The organism is Desulfovibrio sp. DV (genome assembly GCF_001936595.1).
In the GTDB taxonomy this organism is placed as follows: domain Bacteria; phylum Desulfobacterota; class Desulfovibrionia; order Desulfovibrionales; family Desulfovibrionaceae; genus Solidesulfovibrio.
This window is the reverse complement of record NZ_MLBG01000099.1, coordinates 1-17,917: the sequence shown is the minus strand read 5'-3', so window position 1 is coordinate 17,917 and position 17,917 is coordinate 1. Positions and strand designations below refer to the sequence as shown.

At 66.3% G+C, this 17,917-nt stretch carries 14 protein-coding genes; 6 read left to right on the top strand and 8 right to left on the bottom strand.

The annotated features are described in order from the left end of the window. Positions 1 to 59: 59 nt before the first annotated feature. The 3 genes from DVDV_RS17455 to DVDV_RS17445 all read right to left on the bottom strand — a co-directional run bounded on the left by DVDV_RS17455 (position 60) and on the right by DVDV_RS17445 (position 3,060). Positions 60 to 968: an OmpA family protein gene (locus tag DVDV_RS17455; protein ID WP_075355900.1), complete on the bottom strand. Its 909-nt coding sequence runs from the start codon at positions 966 to 968 to the stop codon at positions 60 to 62. 95 nt (positions 969 to 1,063) lie between these two features. After that, positions 1,064 to 1,861 (bottom strand): motility protein A, encoded by a 798-nt coding sequence (locus tag DVDV_RS17450; protein WP_075355899.1) that lies wholly within the window; start codon positions 1,859 to 1,861, stop codon positions 1,064 to 1,066. Further along, on the bottom strand, positions 1,858 to 3,060 hold the full coding sequence (locus DVDV_RS17445) for a cyclic nucleotide-binding domain-containing protein (RefSeq protein WP_075355898.1): 1,203 nt from the start codon (positions 3,058 to 3,060) through the stop codon (positions 1,858 to 1,860). Before DVDV_RS17445 ends, DVDV_RS17450 begins: the two co-directional genes overlap by 4 nt. Positions 3,061 to 3,233: 173 nt before the next feature. On the opposite strand from DVDV_RS17445, the gene DVDV_RS17440 reads away from it, so the two are divergent. From DVDV_RS17440 to DVDV_RS17425, 4 genes are all read left to right on the top strand, one after another. Continuing rightward, positions 3,234 to 4,031 (top strand): dihydroorotate dehydrogenase, encoded by a 798-nt coding sequence (locus DVDV_RS17440; protein WP_075355897.1) that lies wholly within the window; start codon positions 3,234 to 3,236, stop codon positions 4,029 to 4,031. Further along, positions 4,028 to 4,948 carry a dihydroorotate dehydrogenase gene (locus tag DVDV_RS17435; RefSeq protein WP_075355896.1) on the top strand — a complete coding sequence of 307 codons (921 nt, stop codon included), beginning with the start codon at positions 4,028 to 4,030 and terminating at the stop codon, positions 4,946 to 4,948. The genes DVDV_RS17440 and DVDV_RS17435 overlap by 4 nt, the downstream gene beginning before the upstream one ends. A gap of 698 nt (positions 4,949 to 5,646) precedes the next feature. After that, the gene (locus tag DVDV_RS17430) at positions 5,647 to 6,870 is read left to right on the top strand and encodes an ammonium transporter (RefSeq protein WP_075355895.1); all 1,224 of its coding nucleotides are present in this window, start codon (positions 5,647 to 5,649) and stop codon (positions 6,868 to 6,870) included. A 62-nt stretch (positions 6,871 to 6,932) separates the two neighbouring features. Beyond that, positions 6,933 to 7,271 (top strand): P-II family nitrogen regulator, encoded by a 339-nt coding sequence (locus DVDV_RS17425; protein ID WP_075355894.1) that lies wholly within the window; start codon positions 6,933 to 6,935, stop codon positions 7,269 to 7,271. Between the two features lie 201 nt (positions 7,272 to 7,472). Here DVDV_RS17425 and DVDV_RS17420 read toward each other — a convergent pair whose 3' ends face one another. The 5 genes from DVDV_RS17420 to mutY form a co-directional block, all read right to left on the bottom strand. Next, positions 7,473 to 8,639, bottom strand: a complete 1,167-nt coding sequence (locus tag DVDV_RS17420) for an ABC transporter permease (protein WP_075355893.1) — start codon at positions 8,637 to 8,639, stop codon at positions 7,473 to 7,475. Then, entirely contained in the window at positions 8,639 to 9,796 is a 1,158-nt protein-coding gene (locus DVDV_RS17415) for an ABC transporter permease (RefSeq protein ID WP_075355892.1), read from the bottom strand. Before DVDV_RS17415 ends, DVDV_RS17420 begins: the two co-directional genes overlap by 1 nt. Further along, positions 9,783 to 10,466: an ABC transporter ATP-binding protein gene (locus DVDV_RS17410; protein WP_075355891.1), complete on the bottom strand. Its 684-nt coding sequence runs from the start codon at positions 10,464 to 10,466 to the stop codon at positions 9,783 to 9,785. The genes DVDV_RS17415 and DVDV_RS17410 overlap by 14 nt, the downstream gene beginning before the upstream one ends. 3 nt (positions 10,467 to 10,469) lie before the next feature. Continuing rightward, positions 10,470 to 11,681: an efflux RND transporter periplasmic adaptor subunit gene (locus DVDV_RS17405; RefSeq protein ID WP_075355902.1), complete on the bottom strand. Its 1,212-nt coding sequence runs from the start codon at positions 11,679 to 11,681 to the stop codon at positions 10,470 to 10,472. 89 nt (positions 11,682 to 11,770) lie between these two features. Continuing rightward, positions 11,771 to 12,871 carry an A/G-specific adenine glycosylase gene (gene mutY, locus DVDV_RS17400; protein ID WP_075355890.1) on the bottom strand — a complete coding sequence of 367 codons (1,101 nt, stop codon included), beginning with the start codon at positions 12,869 to 12,871 and terminating at the stop codon, positions 11,771 to 11,773. A 155-nt stretch (positions 12,872 to 13,026) separates the two neighbouring features. On the opposite strand from mutY, the gene DVDV_RS17395 reads away from it, so the two are divergent. Together DVDV_RS17395 and DVDV_RS17385 are read left to right on the top strand one after the other, a co-directional pair. Continuing rightward, the gene (locus DVDV_RS17395; RefSeq protein ID WP_254845433.1) at positions 13,027 to 17,118 is read left to right on the top strand and encodes a hypothetical protein; all 4,092 of its coding nucleotides are present in this window, start codon (positions 13,027 to 13,029) and stop codon (positions 17,116 to 17,118) included. Positions 17,119 to 17,484: 366 nt separating this feature from the next. Beyond that, positions 17,485 to 17,917, top strand: a 433-nt coding sequence (locus DVDV_RS17385; RefSeq protein ID WP_075355888.1) for an Rrf2 family transcriptional regulator, incomplete at its 3' end; no start/stop codon positions are given.

Sequence of the window (17,917 nt, the reverse complement as noted above, 5' to 3'; positions counted from 1 at the left end):
GGCTCTTCTCCCTTCTCTCCATCTCCCCCTCTCCATCTTCCCGCGTCTCTTCCCCGTTGCTACGGACTGACCAAAATGACGACACGTCGATTTCTGGCCTGATTCTCCGGGAGACTGCGTCCGGCCGGGTCGTTGTTTGGGGCGACGGGCTGGGTATCGGCCAGTCCTTCGACGCGCATGTGGTCGCGGGGCACGCCGTGGTCGATGAGGAAGCGGGTCACGCGGCTGGCCCGGGCTGAGGACAGTTCCCAGTTGGAGGGGTAGAGCCAGGATTCCATGGGCAGGTTGTCGGTATGGCCCTCGACGGTGATCTTGTAGGGCGTGCCGGCCAGGGTGGCGGCGATGTCGCGCAGCAGGGGAATGCCGCCGGGTTTGATGTCGGCGCTGGCCAGATCGAAGAAGGCGGCGCCGCGCAGGTTGAGTTCCACGCCGTTGTCCCGGGGTTTGACTTCCACGGCCCCGGCGGTGATGTCGAGTTTGGCCGAGAGTTCCTTGCGGATGTCGTCCAGGCTTTTGCGGGTGGGGCCGGTGCGTTCTGTCGCGGCTTTGTCAGCCGGCGTTTCTGCTTTGGGCTGATCTGCGGGCGCGGGTTTGGACGGGTCGGTTGTTTTGGGCGGTTCGGGCTGGGCCGGTTTGGCGGCCGGGGCTTCGAGTGGCGGGGTGGGTTCGCTGGTCAGGGTGGTGCGGTTGATTTTGGAGCGCACCATGGGTTTTTCAGGCGGGGCCGGAGCGGTTTTTTCGACGACGGGCGGCGATTGGCCGGGAGTCTTGCGGGCGGCGGGCTTGTCCTGGACCATGGCTTGCTGCATGGAGTCGGCCACGCGTTCGTAGCGGTTGAGGTCCACGTTGGAGACGGCCACGATGAGCAGGAAAAAGCAGAGCAGAAGCGTCATCATGTCGGCCAGGGAGATGGGCCAGAGGTCGTCATCTTCCTGGCGGTTTTTGCGCAGATCCGACAATTTGAGCACGGCGTTGTGGTCCTGTGGTTTCTGGTGGCCATCCGGCGGCCGGGGGCGATCCGCGACCGGGGGCCGGGATCGGGCCGAAGGACGCTGTGGCGGATTTACGCCTCGTCTTCACCCTGGGTTTCGTGGCGTTCGATGGAGGCCCAGCGGCGCGGCGGCAGGTAGGCCTTGAGTTTGTCGAGCACGATGGCGGCCGGGGTCTTGTCTTTGATAAACAGCGTGCCGTCGCGGATGACACACATGAGGATGACGCGTTCCTCGATGCGTTTTTCGACCTTGATGGCAATGGGCAGGAAGATGAGGTTGGAGAATAAAATACCGTAGAGGGTGGTGGTCAGGGCCACGGCCATGTGGGCCCCGAGGTTGCCAAGCCCGACGCTCATGGACTGCATCATGCCAATGAGGCCGATCAATGTGCCGATGATGCCGTAGGCCGGGGCGAGTTTGGCCATGGTGCGGTAGATGCCGGCAGAGGAGAGTTCCTGCTGGTAGGTCTGCTCGATCCGGGTTTCCAGGATTTCCTTTATTTCTTCCCGGGAGTAGCCGTCCACCAGCATCTGGATGGCGTTTTGGAGGAATTCGTTTTCAATGCCGGGCAGGGCGGTCTCCAGATGGATCTTGCCCCGGGCCGAGGCTTCGCGGGCGATGGCTACGATTTCCTCGATATAATGGTCGGTGGGGAGTTCCTCGCGTTTGAGCGCGATGAGGAAGGTGCTAAACACCCGCATGACTTCCTTGAGCGGAAAGCAGATGAAGGTGGAAGCCAGGGTGCCGCCAAGGACGATGGCCAGTCCGGGGAAGTTTACGAACACGCCGGCGCTGTCGGTGGAGAGGTAGGTGGCAAAACCGAGGATGGCGATGCCAAAGACGATGCCGATGACGGTGGCGATATTCACGAGACGAGTCCCTTGATGGTTTTGACGCGTTCCAAGAGTTCCTGTTCCACGGCGCTGGCCTCGTCATCGTCGAGGTTGGCCAGGGCGGCAGCTTCTTCGCGCACGACCCCGGCGATTTTCTTGGAGAGATTTTTGTAGATCTTGTCGCGGGCGGCGTCTCCGGCCATGGCGGCCAGCACGGCCACCTTGTGAAAGCCCAGGACCGAGAAGGCTTCCTGGAGCGTGGCGTTGTCCACGGCCGTGATGTCGTCGATGCGTTCGAGATCGCCGGCGGTCAGGCGCGGCCGGCGGGCCTGCCGGAAAAACTCCGGCCCCATGGCGTCGATGTATTCGCGGCTGGCGGATTTGTGGAAGAAGAAGAGTTTTTCCGGGATTTCGCCGTAGCCGATTTTCTTGATGATGACGTCGGGAGACGAGCCGGCTTCCCGGGCGAAGTCGCCGAGGTCGCAAAATTCCAGGTCCACGCCGAAGTCCTGGCGGTCCCGGCTGTCGCGGGACACGTTTTTAGCCACAGCCAGGAACTTGTCGGGATCAGGCAGGCGCACCGAGCGTTCCTTGACGAAGGACGGGCCGGGCTTGGTCGCGCCGAGGATGTTTTTGCGGGGGAAATTGCCTTTGATGTCGGTGATGGCCACGAGATGGAGTTTGGCCAGCCGCTCGAAAATGGCGTCGATTTCGATTTGGCTCAGCAGCAGGATGTCCTTGATGGTCCGGGAAAGCTCGGCATAGTCGAGCTGGGATTTCTCGCCGCGGGCCACGGCCTGCCAGGCGAGGTGGGTGACGCGGCACACGGCCAGAAACGGATCGCCCGAGGGCCGGTCGGTGATCTGGCCCGAAAGCGCCCGGACGCGGTCGGCGAGGTAGCCGGTCAGCAACTGGACCGGACGCGGGCTTTTGAGCAGCATGGTCTGGAGCAGGCGCTTATCGCAGGCCAGGGCCTCGGTGTATTCCAGGGCTTCGGCGTTGCTCCCCCGGGGATCGGCGGTAATGACGCCCATTTCCCCGACCATCTCGCCCGGTCCGCGTTCGCCCAGGCGCACCCGCTTGTTGTTTAAGACGCGGTAGATGGATACCCGGCCCTTCTTGATGATGTAGGCCACGTCGCTGGCCTGGCCTTCCCGGAAAATTGTGGTTCCCTTGGGGAAGGTCCGGACAGCGGAATCGGTGTCGTCGTCAAAGCGGTCGATATCCTGGGCCATGCACACATCCTCGTAGGGGCGCTCTTGCGCCGGTTGCGGCCCACACTACGGCCAAGACCGGCCGAGTTCAAGGACCGCGGGCCGAACCGGTCGATCTTTGGACCGCCCGGTCCGTTTTACAAGAAACGGCAAAGGCGGTATATGGCCGCATCTTTCCTGACGCGAGGTGGATTGTGGGTATTTCCGGCGCATGCCGCGATCTGACCATTCTGTCCGTGACGCCGGCCGGACCGGTCGGCGGGCAGTATGGCTGTTATTATCTGGAGTTCGACAATCCCGGGTTGGCTGCGGCCGTGGCCGGCCAGTTTGTCATGGTGCGGCCGGCCTGTTTCGGCTCGGACCCGGTCTGGCCGAGGCCGTTTTCCATCTGCCGGCTGACCCCGGATCGGCTGACGCTGTTTGTCCAGGCCTGCGGCCGGGGCACGGATGTCCTTTGCCGGCTTAAGCCCGGCGATGCGGTGACGGTCTGGGGGCCGCTTGGCCAGGGATTTGGCCTGGAGCCGGACGTGCCCACCGTGATGCTGGCCGGGGGCGTGGGCATAGCACCTTTTGTGGAATATGCCGCCACCCATCCGGCGCCGCACAATCTGGCCCTGGTCTTCGGCCATCGCCAGCCCCTGTCCTGCTATCCCTTTTCCGAACTGTCCCAGGTCGTGGCCCGGGCCGAAGCCTTTGAAGAGAAAACGCCGGACGACCTGCCGCGCTTCATTGCACTTCTGGAGAAAACCGTGGCCGAGTATGCCGGCGGGCTGATCGTGGCCTGCGGTCCCCGGCCATTTCTGATGACGGTTGCCCGTCTGGCCCGCCGTTTCGGGGCCAGGGCGCAGGTGTCGCTGGAAAACCGCATGGCCTGCGGCGTGGGCGGCTGCCTTGGCTGCGTCGAGAAAAACGTCCTTGGGCAGTATGTCCAGACCTGCACCGAGGGGCCGGTTTTCTGGGTCGAGGAACTTTCCCTTTCGGAGGACGCATGAGCGCCGACACTTCCGTGCGCCTGCCGGGGATGCACGCCAAAAACCCGGTCATGACCGCCTCCGGGACCTTTGGCTACGGCATGGAGTTTGCCCCTTACGGCGATTTGCGCGGCCTTGGCGGCATCGTGGTCAAGGGCCTGTCGCTTCTGCCCCGCACCGGCAATCCCATGCCGCGCATCGCGGAGACGCCGTGCGGCATGTTAAACGCCATCGGCCTGCAAAACTGCGGGGTCGAGGTGTTTTTGCGCGACAAGCTGCCGCGCCTGCCGTTTACGGAGACGCCCATCGTGGCCAACCTCTATGCCTGCGACGCCGACGAGTTTGCCGAGTTGGCCGGAGTCCTTTCGGCTGCCGAGGGCGTGGCCGCCCTTGAGGTCAATATTTCCTGTCCCAACGTCAAGGCCGGGGGCATCGCCTTTGGCCAGGACCCGGCCATGGCCGGCAAACTGACCGAAGCCGTGAAAAAACGGGCCGGCGACAAGCCCGTGTGGGTCAAGCTCTCGCCCAACGTCACGGACATCGTGGGTGTGGCCCGGGCAGCGGTCCTTGGCGGGGCGGACGTGCTCACCTGCATCAATACGCTCACTGGCATGGCTGTGGACATCCGCAGCCGCAGGCCCCGGCTGGCCAACGTCATCGGCGGCCTGTCCGGCCCGGCCATAAAACCCGTGGCCCTTCGCTGCGTCTGGCAGGTCTGCCAGGCGGTATCGGCCCCGGTTATCGGCGTTGGCGGCATATCGAGCGCCGAGGACGTGCTGGAGTTCATTCTGGTCGGCGCCCACGCCGTCCAGATCGGCACGGCCAATTTCATGCGCCCGGACATGGCCTTTCGCATTGCCGAGCGCCTGCCGGCGCTTATGGACGAGTTGGGCATCAAGAATCTGGACGCGTACCGGGGGACTCTGGCCGCCGGCTAGGGCGACCGTCCACCTGGGCAACCGCTTTTGGGGGCGGCGGGGCAGTTGCAGCCCTGCCGCCCTTTTTGCTGCCGGCTGCCTTGGGGCGGGGAAGGGCGGCTGCACAGCGGTCTCGGGCGGTTTTGGTGCGATCTTTTTTTGGGCGGTATTTAAAGGTGTTGCTGCCTAGGGCCGTGCCAGGTGGGACCGAAAGCGGCAGATCCGTGGCCCCCATTTTCCATTTTTGGGCAAAAGTGGCCCTCCGGCTGTGTCCCGGCCTGAAAACGGGCGGGGTGGCTTGTCATCCGTGGCGGATTTCCCGCTCCCGGTCCTCCTGGCGGCGGCGGCGCAGCCGGGACGAAGCAGATTTGCCCGTGAATCATTACAAGTCTGAAATATTGTCCGGGCCATCCGGTCCGGCCGAAGCTTCCGGTCGATCGGCCGTTCGAGCCGGCAAGGCCACTCGCTCGCTCCCCTGCCTGAGGCCGCTGCCCGCCCCGGCCCATCCGGGCCGGCCGGGCACTGGTCGGGCACTGGCTGGGCCGGCAGCCTGTCCCACCGCCTCGGCCGACCGGGCTGGCCGGAGCGTCCAGGCCTTGGGCCAGCCGGCCGGGAGGGGCAGGGACGGCGCAAAGAGTCGTCGAATTTACAATCCGGTACATTTGCCCAAGCCCCGATCCCGTGCTAGTGCCGGCCAAACTTTTTTGGGGGGGCGATCCATGTTGCAAAGTGGCGATACAGCCTTTGTCCTTATAAGCGCGGCCCTGGTGCTGCTCATGATACCGGGACTGGCTCTTTTTTACGGCGGCATGGTGCGCAAGAAAAACGTGCTCGGCACCATCATGCAAAGCTTCATCCTCATCTCGCTGGTCACCTTCGAGTGGATCTATCTCGGCTATTCCATGTCGTTCGGGCCGGATCTCGGCGGACTGATCGGGTCGCTTGAATGGGCCGGGCTTGGTGGCATCGGGGCCGCGCCCAATGCCGACTATGCCCCGACCATCCCGCACATCGCCTTTGCCATGTACCAGTGCATGTTCGCGGCCATCACCCCGGCGCTCATTACCGGGGCCGTGGCCGAGCGGATGCGCTTCGGGCCGTTCCTGGTTTTTTCCCTGGCCTGGACCATCCTCATCTACAACCCGGTGTGCCACTGGGTCTGGGGCAGCGGCGGCTGGCTCAAGACCATGGGCGTGCTGGATTTCGCCGGCGGCATCGTGGTCCACCTGACCTGCGGTGCGGCGGCGCTGGCCGCCGTCCTGCTGACCGGGCCGCGCAAGGACCATGGCAAACACCAGATCGTGCCGCATAACCTGCCCATGACGCTCCTTGGAACCGGGCTTTTGTGGTTTGGCTGGTTCGGCTTCAATGCCGGCAGCGCCCTGGCTGCCGACGGCGTGGCCGCCGGGGCCTTTGCCGCCACCCATATCGGCGGCATGGCCGGCATGGCCATGTGGTGCGGGGTCGAATGGTGGCATCGTGGCAAGCCCACCACCCTCGGCGCGGCTTCCGGCGCTGTGGCCGGACTGGCCACCATCACCCCGGGCGCGGGCTTTGTCTCGCCGGGATCGGCCGTTGTGTTCGGCCTGCTGGCCGGGCTTATCTGCTATGGGGCGGTGCTGTTAAAGGCCCGGCTGCGCTTTGACGACAGCCTGGACGTGGTCGGCATCCACGGAGTCGGCGGCGTGCTGGGTTCGATTCTGGTCGGCGTGTTTGCCAGCAAACTGGCCAATCCGGCCGGAGCCGACGGCCTTTTGGCCGGCAATCCCGGCCAGCTTGGCGTGCAGCTCCTGGCCATCGCCGTGGTCGGCGTCTTTGCCTTTGCCGGCAGCTGGCTTATTCTGGCCGGGGTCAAGGCGGTCATGGGCCTGCGCCTGATGCCCCAGGCCGAGACCGTCGGACTTGATCTGTCCGAACACACCGAAGCGGCCTACGGCGAATAGCCGGCCGGCCATATTTCCCGCTGCCGCGCCGCAGAGGCGGCAGCGGGGAATCCGGGAGCGTTATGAAACGTATTGAAGCGATCATCCGGCCGCATAAGCTCGAAGATGTTGAGGCCGGACTGGCCGAGCTGGGTATCCGGGGCATGACCGTGGACGAGGTCAAGGGCTTTGGCCGGCAGCGCGGCCATGTGGAAGTCTACCGGGGAGCGGAATACACGGTGGATTTCGTGCCCAAGGTGAAGCTGACCCTGGTGGTGGAGGATTCCCGCGTGGCCGAACTGGTTGCCGCCATCCGCAAGGCTGCCTGGACCAGGCAGATGGGCGACGGCAAGATTTTCGTCGTCAACATGGGTGAAGCCGTGCGCATCCGCACCGGGGAAACCGGGGACAGCGCCATCTGATTGTGCTGTCCCTTCGGGGAGGATGCCTCCGGCGGCCAAAGGGGTGACCCCTTTGGAATCCCACCTGGAAGGCAAGGGGTTTGTGGGGACGCTCGTCCCGCTGCAACACAGTCCCCCTCAAAACTTCTTCTATTGCAGGGGTCCGGGGGGGATCATCCCCCCGGCCGCCGGAGGCATCTTCTGCCTTTTTTCTCTCTCCCCCTACGCTTCGCGCAAGGCCTCGACGATGTTCATGCGCGAGGCCCGCACCGCCGGCAGGAAACCGCCGACCACGCCCATAAAGACGGAAAATCCCAGGGACAGCCCGATGATCCAGGACGTCAGCGAGAACTGGAACGCCAGTTCGGAAAAGGTCTGAAAATTGGTGGTGGAAAAGGTCACAAAAGAGAGTCCTGCCGCCAGTCCCACTCCGGCCAGCCCGCCGAGCAGTCCAAGGAGCGTCGATTCCATGAGGAAAGCGGCCAGGATGGCCCCGCGGGTGAAGCCGATGGCCCGCAGCGTCCCGATCTCGGCCACCCGGCCGGCCACTGAGGAATACATGGTGATCATGGCTCCGATCATGGCTCCCAGGGAAAAGATCAGGGTCAGCGACACGCCGAGTACGGTTAAAAATTTGCGCATCATATCCGACTGCTTCTCGTAGTAGCGCGTCTCCTGCCAGACCTCGGCCTGGAGCCTGGGGTCTGCTTCGATGGCTTCCTTGTAGGCGGCAAAAAGCCCCGGCTCCCGCAGGCCCGCCAGCACGATGGAGTAGGCGTTTCGGCCAAAGGCCGGCATGAGCTGGTCGGCGTCGCCCCAGATTTCCGAGGTAAAGCCTGTTGCGCCGGCGTCGAAGATGCCGACAATGGGCCATTGCCGCTTGCCAAAGCGCAGGCTCTGGCCGATTTCCGCCCCGGCAAAGCCCTTGGCCACGGCCTTGCCGACCATGATTTCCGGGGTGCCCGGACGGGGCAGACGTCCGGAAAGCAGGTGCACCTGCGGCCGAAGGGCCAGGGAGGCCGGCTGGGTGCCCCGGATGACCACGTTGGACACCTTGCCGGTGGATTTTTTGGTCAGGCCGATCAGCACCACCGATTCCCGGGCGTAGAGCCCCTGGCCGTCGCCGCCCAGGGCGATCTCCGGCCGGGTGGTCATGGCCGAGGCGGCCACCCGCTCGATGCCGCTTTGCACCTCGGTCTCCGAGCCCTTTCGCAGCACGATGGCATTGCCGGGCGAGCCGGTGGAAACGAGCGTCTGGCGAAGTCCCTCGGCCAGCATGAGCGTGGCCGTGAAGACGAAGACGACAAGGGCCATGCCCCCGGCCGTCAGCACCGTGGTCAGCCGGCGGGTTTTGAGATTTCGCCAGGAATAGGACAGGGGGACGGCCATCAGCCGATCCTCCGGAAGGCGTCGGCGATGCGCACCGAACTGACGCGGGCCGCCGGGATGACGGCGGCCAGAAGCCCGACCAGGACACCGAAGGTGAAGCCGAGCATGACGGTTTCCCGGGAGACAAAGAAGATCGGAAAATACTGGGCCAGCCCCGTGGCAAAGCCCTGGGCCAGGGGCGGGAGCAGGGCCATGGCCAGGGCCGCGCCGGACACGGACAGGATGAGCGATTCGGCGACAAGCATACCGGCCAGGGTCGGGCCGCGAAAGCCCAGGGTTTTAAGGACGGCGAATTCCCCCAGCCGTTCCCGGGCCGACATGGCCATGGTGTTGGCGGCAACGGCCAGGATAATCAGGATGACCACGTAGGACACGGCGGTGATGGCCAGGAGGATGGCCTCGCTCATGGACACGAACCCGAGTTGGAAGGCGCGTTCGGTTTCGGTCAGGGTTTCGGCCTGGGAATTGACGAACAGGGCGTCGATGGCCTTGGAAATTTCCGCGGCCCGGGTGGCGTCGGCAATGCCGATCATGAAAAAGCCGGCCTGCCCGGCCCGGTCCGGGGCGCGCTTTTTCATGGTTTCGTCCAGATAGCCCCAATGGAGATAGAGCACCGTCTCGTCGGTATCCGGGCGCGCGCCCTTGTAGATGGCCCGGATGGTCAGCGGCCACTGGCCGGGATAGATGGTGCCGCGAAGAGTCACGGTGTCGCCGATGCGCCAGCGGAACCGATCAGCCAGCTTGCGCCCGATGATCGCCCCTTTGCGGTCGGCGGTAAAAGCCTTTTGCTCCTCGGGGCTGACAAGGAGTTCCGGGTAGAGCCGGAAAAAATCGTCGGCTTCGACCACGAAATTGGCAAAGAAGTTCTTTTCGTCCAGATAGACGCCGCCAAACCAGCTGCCGGCGGCCACGATGTCAATGCCGGTCACCTGCCGGATGCGGCCCTTGTAGGCGTAGGGCAGGGGCTGGGTCATCGAGATCGCGTTTCGGGTGACGAGGCGATTGGCTGAGGAGGCCGACACCCCGGCATGCCAGGCGTCGAGCACCGTGCGCAGCAGGCCAAAGGCCAAAAGGGCGATGGTGATGCCGACGATGGTCAGGATCGAGCGCAAGCGGTGGCGGAAGGCGTTTTTTATGATGAGCCTAAGAAGCAGCACGCAGTTCGCCCTTGTTGAGTTCCCGCACGAGGTGGGCCGCCTCGGCGGCCCGGTGGTCGTGGGTGACCATGACGATGGTCTTGCCCAGTTCGGCGTTGAGCCGTCCCAAGAGGGCCAGGATGTCGGCGGCGGACTGGCGGTCGAGGTCGCCGGTCGGTTCGTCGGCCACGATGATGTCCGGGTCGGTGACGATGGCCCGGGCGATGGCCACGCGCTGCTGCTGGCCGCCGGAAAGCTGGGAGGGCTTGTGGTCGGTGCGGTCGGACAGGCCCACGGCGGAAAGGGCGGCCAGGGCGTGGTCACGGCGCTGTCCGGCTGAAAGCGTGGTTAAAAGCAGCGGCAGTTCCACGTTCTCCAGGGCAGTGAGCACCGGGATGAGATTATAGAATTGGAAAATAAATCCCACATGCCGGCTTCTCCAGGTGGCCAGCTCGCCTTCGCGTAAGGTGGCAATATCCGTGCCCGATACCACGATATTGCCCCCGTCCACGGAATCGATGCCGGCGATGCAGTTGAGCAACGTCGATTTGCCGGACCCGGACGGGCCAATGAGGGCCAGAAATTCCCCAGAGGCAATGTCGAAGGTGATGTCGGTCAGGACCGGGATGACCTGATCGCCCCGTTGATAGGACTTGGACAGGTGCGAGATTTCGATGAGCGGCCGGTCCATGGGCTAGCCCTCGGCCAGGGCCACGGCGTCGCCGTTTTGCAGTTTGGCCGGGGGGGAGACGATGACCTTTTGGCCCACCTCCAGGCCGGAGGCCACGGCCCGCATGTCGCCAAGGGTTTCGCCCAGGGTCACCGGCGTCAGCACGGCCTTGCCGTCTTTCATGACAAAGACCGCATCGACACTGTCGCGGCTTATAACGGCCGTGGCCGGCACAGCCACCCGGGGCGCGGTTTCCGACGCGGCCAGGGGGCGGGACAGGAAGGCCACCTTGGCGCTCATTTCCGGCAGCACCCGGGGATCAAGTGTTGTGAAGCGCACCTTGACCAGCACGGTGGCCTTGGTGCGATCGGCCGTGGGCACGATCATGTGGACCGCCCCGGGGAAGCGTTCGCCGGGGATGGCGTCGAGCATGATCTCGCAGGGCTCGCCCACGGCGACTTTTTCGATGCTCGATTCCGAGACGTCCACCTCGGCGGCCAGCGACCCCATGTCGGCGATGGTGACCACGGCGGCCTTGGAGGTGGAGGACGCTCCAAGGGGCGAGATGATATCGCCGATATCAGCGTTTTTGGTCAGCACCACCGCGTCAAACGGGGCTTCGAGGTCGGTGTAGCCGCGTTCGGCCTCGGCCTTGTGCAGGGCTTCGGCCCGGGCGGACAGGGTGGCTTTGGCCTGGGACAGGGCGGCCTCGGCCTTGTCCAGCCGGGCCTTGGCAACATCATGCTCGGAGCGGGCCACGTAGTCGCCGGCGGCAAGCTTTTTCATGCGGTTGTTATGGAGCCTGGCATCGGCCAGTTCGGCTTCGGCCGAGGCGATCTGATACCGGGCGGCGCTTAATTCATGGACGGCCAGCTTGCGGGCCGCTTCCACGTCGGCGCTTTCCAGGCGGGCCAGGATCTCGCCCTTTTTGATGCGGCTGCCTTCCTCGACACCCAGCCAGACGAGCTGGGCCGTGGCCTTGGTGGCCAGCGCCGCCTTGCGCTGGGCCACGATATAGCCGCTGGCGGTCAGCGTGGTGATGGTGCGCGAGGGGTAGGCCAGGCCGACGGTGGCCGCCTCGACCACAAAGGTGCGCGGCGACAGGGTCCAGTAGGCGACGCCGGCGGCAACGAGCAGGGCCAGGACATAGGGCCAGCGGCGGCGGCGACGGCGGGGGCCGCCGGACACGGCCTTGTCGTCGCCGGAAATGCGCAGGGCGTGCAGAGAATCGCTCATGAAGCTCCCGTTTTGCAGGTGTTTGGGCGTCATTGCAAGCTCTTGGCCCGGAGTCAAGACGTATGAACCGGTGAAGCGTCATGCTTTTTCTACGCCAGCCAGAGACTGCCGGCCAATTGGTCGATGAGTTTCCGGTGGCCGGCCGGAAACGCATACCGGGCGAGTGCATCCGGCCTAAGCCACAGGCTCTCCTGGGCAGCGGTCAGCGTCGGAACCGGGGTGATGCAGGGATCGTAGCTGTCGGGCAGGCGCAGCAAGTAGCAGTGGAGCGTCACCCGGTAGGTGGTGTAGCCATGGCGGATGACCGCCAGCTTGGCCGAGGCCTCGACGGTAAAGGCTGTTTCTTCGGCAAATTCCCGCACAATGGCCGCTTCCGGGGTTTCGCCCGCTTCGATGCGTCCGCCCGGAAATTCCCACATATTGCCCCAGGCCCCGACCGGCAGGCGTTTCTGGATGAACACCCGGCCGGCATGGGCCAGCACGCCGGTGGCCACCAAAAGCGGGGTGATGTCCGGGGTTTTGCTCAAGACCGGCCGGTCGGCCACGATGCCGAGATGTCTGGCCTGGCACACGGCCGCCACCGGGCAGGCCGCACAATCGGGATTTTTGGGCCGGCACACCAGCGCCCCCAATTCCATAAGCGCCTGATTGTACTCCCGTGCCCGGCCGGTCGGCAAAAGCTCCCGGGCCAGTTCCGTCACCCGGGCCTTGCCGGCCGGTTCCTTGACCGGCACATCGATGTCGCACACCCGGGCCAGCACCCGCATGACGTTGGCGTCCACGGCCACGGCGTCCAGGCCAAAGGCGATGCTGGCCACGGCCCCGGCCGTATACGCGCCAATGCCGGGCAGGGCGAGGATGGCCTCGTAGGCCGCCGGCAGCGTTCCCTGATGTTTGGCGGCAAGGATGCGGGCCGCGGCCAGCAGATTCCTGGCCCGGCTGTAATAACCCAGGCCCTCCCAGGCCTTGAGCACGTCGTTTTCATCGGCCCGGGCCAGGGCGGCGACGTTGGGGAAGCGGGCCATGAAGCGGGTGAAATAGGGCACCACCCGGTCCATCTGGGTTTGCTGGGCCATGATTTCCGATACCCAGACGGCATAGGGGTCGTAGTCGCGCCGCCAGGGCAGATCGCGGCGGCTGGCGGCAAACCAGTCAAGCAGAAGCGGGACGAAAGCGGCAGTGTCGGACATGTTTCCCTCGTTTGCCGGCCGGCGAGTCCGCCGGCCCGGTTGCGTCCTTGCCATAATGCCGATTGTGCCGTGAGGGAAGGGCGGGCGCGTTGCCTTTGGGGCGGATTTGGCCCATAGCAGACAGACTGGCGGGTACGGCCGTCCGGGAGGAACGCATGGGAATGTTGTGGCGCAGCCTGTTTGGGCTGGCGATGTCGTGTCTGGTTTGCTGCCTTTCGACCCCGGCCCTGGCCGGGCCGGAAGTGCCGCCGGCCCTGGCCCCCTGGACGGGCTTTGCCCTCCACGGGGCTGGCGAGAAGCTGTGCCCGCCCCAGGGCAACCGGGCGGATGCGCGCATCTGCCGTTTTCCCACCCGCCTCGATCTGGACGTGACCGGCGCAGGCGCGGACATGACCTTGGCTGTGCGCCTTTTTGACGAGGGGGCGGTGCCCTTGCCGCATGCCGATGGGGCCTGGATCGAGGCGGTGCGCCTGGGCCATGCCGTCGTGCCGGTCACGGCCGGCCCGTCGGGACCCCAGGTCTGGCTGCCGGCCGGGGAGCATGTCTTAACCGGCCGCATCGCCTGGAACAGCCAGCCGGCCGCCCTGAGCCTGCCGCCCGATGTCGGCGTGGTGCATCTGTCCCGCCAGGCCGTGCCCGGGCCGGTGGCCATTTCTCCGGCCGGCGAGCTGCGCCTGGCCGCTCCCGAAGCCCCCAAGCCGGTGCAAAACCGGGAGACGGTGCGGGTGTTTCGACTTATTGGCGACGGGGTCCCCGTCACCGTGACCACGCTTTTTCGCCTGGAGGTTTCCGGGCTGGCCCGCAGCGTCACCCTGGCCGGGGCTGTGCCGGCCGGCAGCCTGCCCCTGGCCGTGCGCGCCCCGGTGGCCGCAAGCCTCGGGCCGGACGGGTCGGTGGTTCTGGACGCCGGTCCGGGGCGCTACGAGGTCGAGGTGGTGGCCCGCTATCCCGAAAAAATCGCCCAGGTGGGGCCGGCGGCCTGCCCGTATGGCCGGGAGATCTGGTCGTTTCAAGCCGGCACGGTCCGCGAGGTCCGGCCCGAGGGCCTGCCCGGCATCGATCCCAAGACCGCTGACGTGCCCGGGGGATGGCAGGCCTACCCGGCCTTTGCCGCCACTGCCGGGACGACCCTTACCCTGGCCGAACTGGGCCGGGGCGCGCCCCTTGGCCGCGACGCCCTGACGTTGTCGCGGGAACTGTGGCTCGATTTTTCCGGCCAGGGCCTGTCCGTGCGCGACACCGTGGTCGGGGAAAACCGTCGCACCTGGACCCTGGCCATGCTTGCCCCCGGGGAACTCGGCCGGGTCACGGCCTCGGGCCAGGACCAGCCTGTGGTGCGCCTGGGCCAGGGCGGGCTGGCCGGCGTGGAGTTGCGCCAGTCCCAGGTCAATCTCGTGGCCAGGGCCCGCTATCCCGACGTTTCGGCCGCCATCGCGGCCGGCGGCTACGACCGGGAATTTGAGCGGGTGGCGGCAACGCTCCATCTGCCGCCGGGCTGGTCGCTTCTTTCGGCCAGCGGGCCGGATACGGTGACCGGCGGGCTGCTGTCGCCCTGGACGCTTTTGGACCTGTTCCTGGTTTTCCTCCTGGCCGTAGCCGCCTTTTCCCTGCGCGGTCCCCTGGCTGGCGTGGCCTTGGGGCTTTTTTTGCTCCTGTCCTGGCATGAACCGGCCGCGCCAACCACGGTGTGGATTTTCGTCCTGGCCGGCCTCGGCCTGTTGCGGGCGGCCGGGGATGTGGGGCGTCTGTCCGGGCATCCGACCTTCCGCCGCCTGGCCCTGACGCTTTTTATCCTGTCCATGCTCTCGCTTGTCGTCATGGCTGTGCCGTTTGTGGCCCGGGAACTGCGGCTGGCCGTGGCCCCGCAGATCGGGCCGGGGACGCCTGCCCCTCTGGCCGATTTCAAACACCAGGCTGTTGCCAACGAGGCCATGCCGGTCCCGGCCGCCCCGGCCCCCCGGGCCAGGGCCAAAGATGCCATGCCCATGCGGGCCATGGCCGGGGCTGCGGCTGAACCGGCGGCTGCGGCACAGCGGCTGGAATTTGACCCCAATGCCCTTGTGCAGACCGGGCCGGCCATGCCGACCTGGAATTTTGCCGCCGTCGGCCTGTCCTGGCGCGGGCCGGTGGCCGTTGGCGAGACCTTCCGGGTGACGCTTCTCCCGCCGGTTGCCACCATGCTGCTCGGGTTTGCCCGGGTCATCTTTTTGGGCCTGGCCCTGCTGCTGCTTTTTGACCGGGAGCGGGTGCGCCGTCTGGCCGGCCCGGCAGCGACGGCGGCCCTGGCGCTGCTGGTCCTTACCGGCAGTCCGGCCGGGGCTTTGGCGGCGGATTTCCCACCCCGGGAGCTGCTTGACAGCCTGCGCGAACGGCTTCTCGAACCGCCGCGCTGCCTGCCCCAGTGCCTGGGCAGCCCCGGGCTCGATGTGCGCCTGGAGGGCGGCGTCCTGACCCTGACCACTGCCCTTGACGCTGCGGTCCGGTCGGTTGCGCCGCTGCCGGTCGTCTCCGAGGACTGGCGTCCGGCGGTGGTCGCCGTGGACGGCAAGCCGGCCTCGGCCCTGGTGCGCCAGGGGGCGGAACTGGGCGTGTTGCTCGAACCGGGCAGCCACAGCCTGGTCCTGTCCGGCCCGGCCCCGGAGGCGGTGTCCTTCACCATTGCCGCGCCCCTTGCCCCGGGCCGGGTGCGGGTGGCGGCAGCCGGCTACCGGGTGCGCGGCCTGGACGACCGCGGGGTGATGACCGGTCCCCTGGAACTGACCCGGGCCGAGACGGCCGCAGCCGGCAAGCCGAGGCGTTCCGGCCCGGCCGGAGTTGATGTGCCGGCCTTTTTCGAGGTCCGGCGCAGCCTGGATTTCGGCCTCACCTTTGAAATTGCAACCGAAGTGGTGCGCCGGTCGCCGACTGGCGGCGCGGCCGTGGCCTCGGTGCCGCTGGTGGCCGGCGAGTTGCCGGACGCCTCGGGGGTGTCGGTCGCGGACGGGCAGGCCGTAGTCAGTTTCGCCCCGGGCCAGGACCGGGTTTCCTGGCGATCCAAGTTGCCGGCTGCGCCCAGGCTGGTCCTGACCGCGCCGGCAAATGACGCTCTGGTCGAGACCTGGACCGTTTCCGCCGCCGCCCTCTACGATGTCGCCTTCACGGGCCTGCCGCCGGTGGCCTGGCTGTCTCCTGAAGGGCGCTATGCCCCCCGGTTTGTGCCCTGGCCCGGCGAGAGCCTGACCATTGACGTCACCCGGCCGGAAATCGCCCCGGGCGAATACCTCACTCTGGAGCGGGCCGGGCTTAGCGTGCGCCAGGGGCTGCAAATGCGCGAGGCCACTTTGTCCATGGCCTTCCGTCTGGCCAAGGGGGCGCGCCATGCCGTGAAGCTGCCGGCCGGAGCGGAGGTGACCCGGCTTGCCGTGGGCGGGCGCGAAACCCTGCCGACAGGCGGGCCCGAGGAAGTCGGCTTTGCCCTGCCGCCGGGGGTGACCGAAGTCGTCCTCAACTTCCGGGAGCACAGTCCGCTTTCCTTAAGCGTCCGGACGCCGGCCGTGGACCTGGGGCTCCCCGGCACCAACGTGGCCGTCAGCCTGGAACTGCCGGCCGACCGCTGGCTGCTGGCTGCCCACGGGGCCACGCCCCTTGCCCCGGCGGTCCTGTACTGGGGCTGGCTGGCGGCAGTCGTGGCCATGGGCCTGGGGCTCTCCTGCCTTGGCGATACCCCGCTGACCCGCCTGGGCTGGCTGGTGTACGCCCTGGGCCTCAGCCAAGCCACACCGGCCAATTTCCTGCTGGCCGTGGCCTGGATTGCGGCCCTGGGGTGGCGCCGGCGGCATCCCATTACCGAAGGGGCAGTGGTTTTCAACATCGTCCAGGTGCTGCTCGTGCTGCTCACCCTGGCCGGCTTCGAGGCCCTCTACGAGACCCTGGGCACAGGACTTCTGGGGGTGCCGCGGATGCAGGTGGCGGGCAACGGTTCCACGGCGACCATGCTGGCCTGGAGCTTTGACCGGGTGGCCGGGCTGGTGCCGGCCTGCACGGCCGTAACCGTGCCGATGCTGGTCTTTCGCGGGGTGATGCTCCTGTGTGCCTTGTGGCTGGCCTGGTCGCTTTTGCGCTGGCTGCGCTGGGGCTTTGACAGCCTGACCACCGGCGGCGGCTGGCGCAAGGTCACGGTGTCGGTGCGGCTGCCGGGGCGGGGCCGGCCCGGGGACGGGCCGAGCGGGCCGGTCAGCCCTGGTGGGGAGGACCCAAAAAAGCCCTGAGGCGACGGCATGAATCTTGATGGTGTCTCCCTGGGGGCAGGATTGCCCCAGGGAGGCCGGGTATGGATGGCAGACATTGCGCCGTATGTGGGCAGCAGCTTGAGTATATGGATGTGTTCATCCTTCGGGCCCAGGGAAAAATCTGCAGCCGGTGCGTGCTGTCGCGGGGAATTCCCGTTTCCGGGCGCATTTCGCGCGAGACCCTGCACCGCGGCCGCTGGCGGGAATTGCCCGCCGCGCCTCGCTTTGCCCTGGTTGAGGGCTGATTGCCGAGCGGGGCAGTCCGGTTTTGCTATTCGTAAATGAATTTGCTAGGGTCCCTCTTGTTCGCTTTTGCACAAAATCGGGACAAGGGGAAATCGGCCCATGCAGCTCACCACGCGAAGCCGTTACGGCTTGCGCATGTTATTAGACATCGCCTTGCACGGCGAGGACGGTCCGGTCCGCATTCAGGATATTGCCAAACGGCGCAATATCTCCGTCAAATATCTGGAGCAGCTCATCCGGGCGCTCAAGAAAGCCGGTTTCATCAACAGCAAACGCGGCCCCAAGGGCGGGCATGTCCTGGCTGTGGGGGCTGACCAGATCCGGGTCGGCGACGTGGTGCGGGCGCTGGAAAGCCGCCCGGAACTGACGGAATGCGTCGGCAACCCCGACGTGTGCCTGATCGCTACGGACTGTGTGACCCGCCAGATCTGGGCCAAAGCCACGGAGAGCATCTTCCGGGAACTCGACGCCATCCGGCTGGCCGACCTGCTCATCCAGGCCCGGCGTTCGGAGATTCTCGGCCTGCCCTGCT

What these genes read in the sequence shown, in the direction of transcription:
- DVDV_RS17445 (WP_075355898.1), bottom strand. Translation starts at nt 3,060, where the DNA reads ATGGCCCAGGATATCGACCGCTTTGACGACGACACCGATTCCGCTGTC.
- DVDV_RS17435 (WP_075355896.1), top strand. Translation starts at nt 4,028, where the DNA reads ATGAGCGCCGACACTTCCGTGCGCCTGCCGGGGATGCACGCCAAAAAC.
- DVDV_RS17430 (WP_075355895.1), top strand. Translation starts at nt 5,647, where the DNA reads ATGTTGCAAAGTGGCGATACAGCCTTTGTCCTTATAAGCGCGGCCCTG.
- DVDV_RS17425 (WP_075355894.1), top strand. Translation starts at nt 6,933, where the DNA reads ATGAAACGTATTGAAGCGATCATCCGGCCGCATAAGCTCGAAGATGTT.
- DVDV_RS17420 (WP_075355893.1), bottom strand. Translation starts at nt 8,639, where the DNA reads ATGGCCGTCCCCCTGTCCTATTCCTGGCGAAATCTCAAAACCCGCCGG.
- DVDV_RS17410 (WP_075355891.1), bottom strand. Translation starts at nt 10,466, where the DNA reads ATGGACCGGCCGCTCATCGAAATCTCGCACCTGTCCAAGTCCTATCAA.
- DVDV_RS17405 (WP_075355902.1), bottom strand. Translation starts at nt 11,681, where the DNA reads ATGAGCGATTCTCTGCACGCCCTGCGCATTTCCGGCGACGACAAGGCC.
- mutY (WP_075355890.1), bottom strand. Translation starts at nt 12,871, where the DNA reads ATGTCCGACACTGCCGCTTTCGTCCCGCTTCTGCTTGACTGGTTTGCC.
- DVDV_RS17395 (WP_254845433.1), top strand. Translation starts at nt 13,027, where the DNA reads ATGGGAATGTTGTGGCGCAGCCTGTTTGGGCTGGCGATGTCGTGTCTG.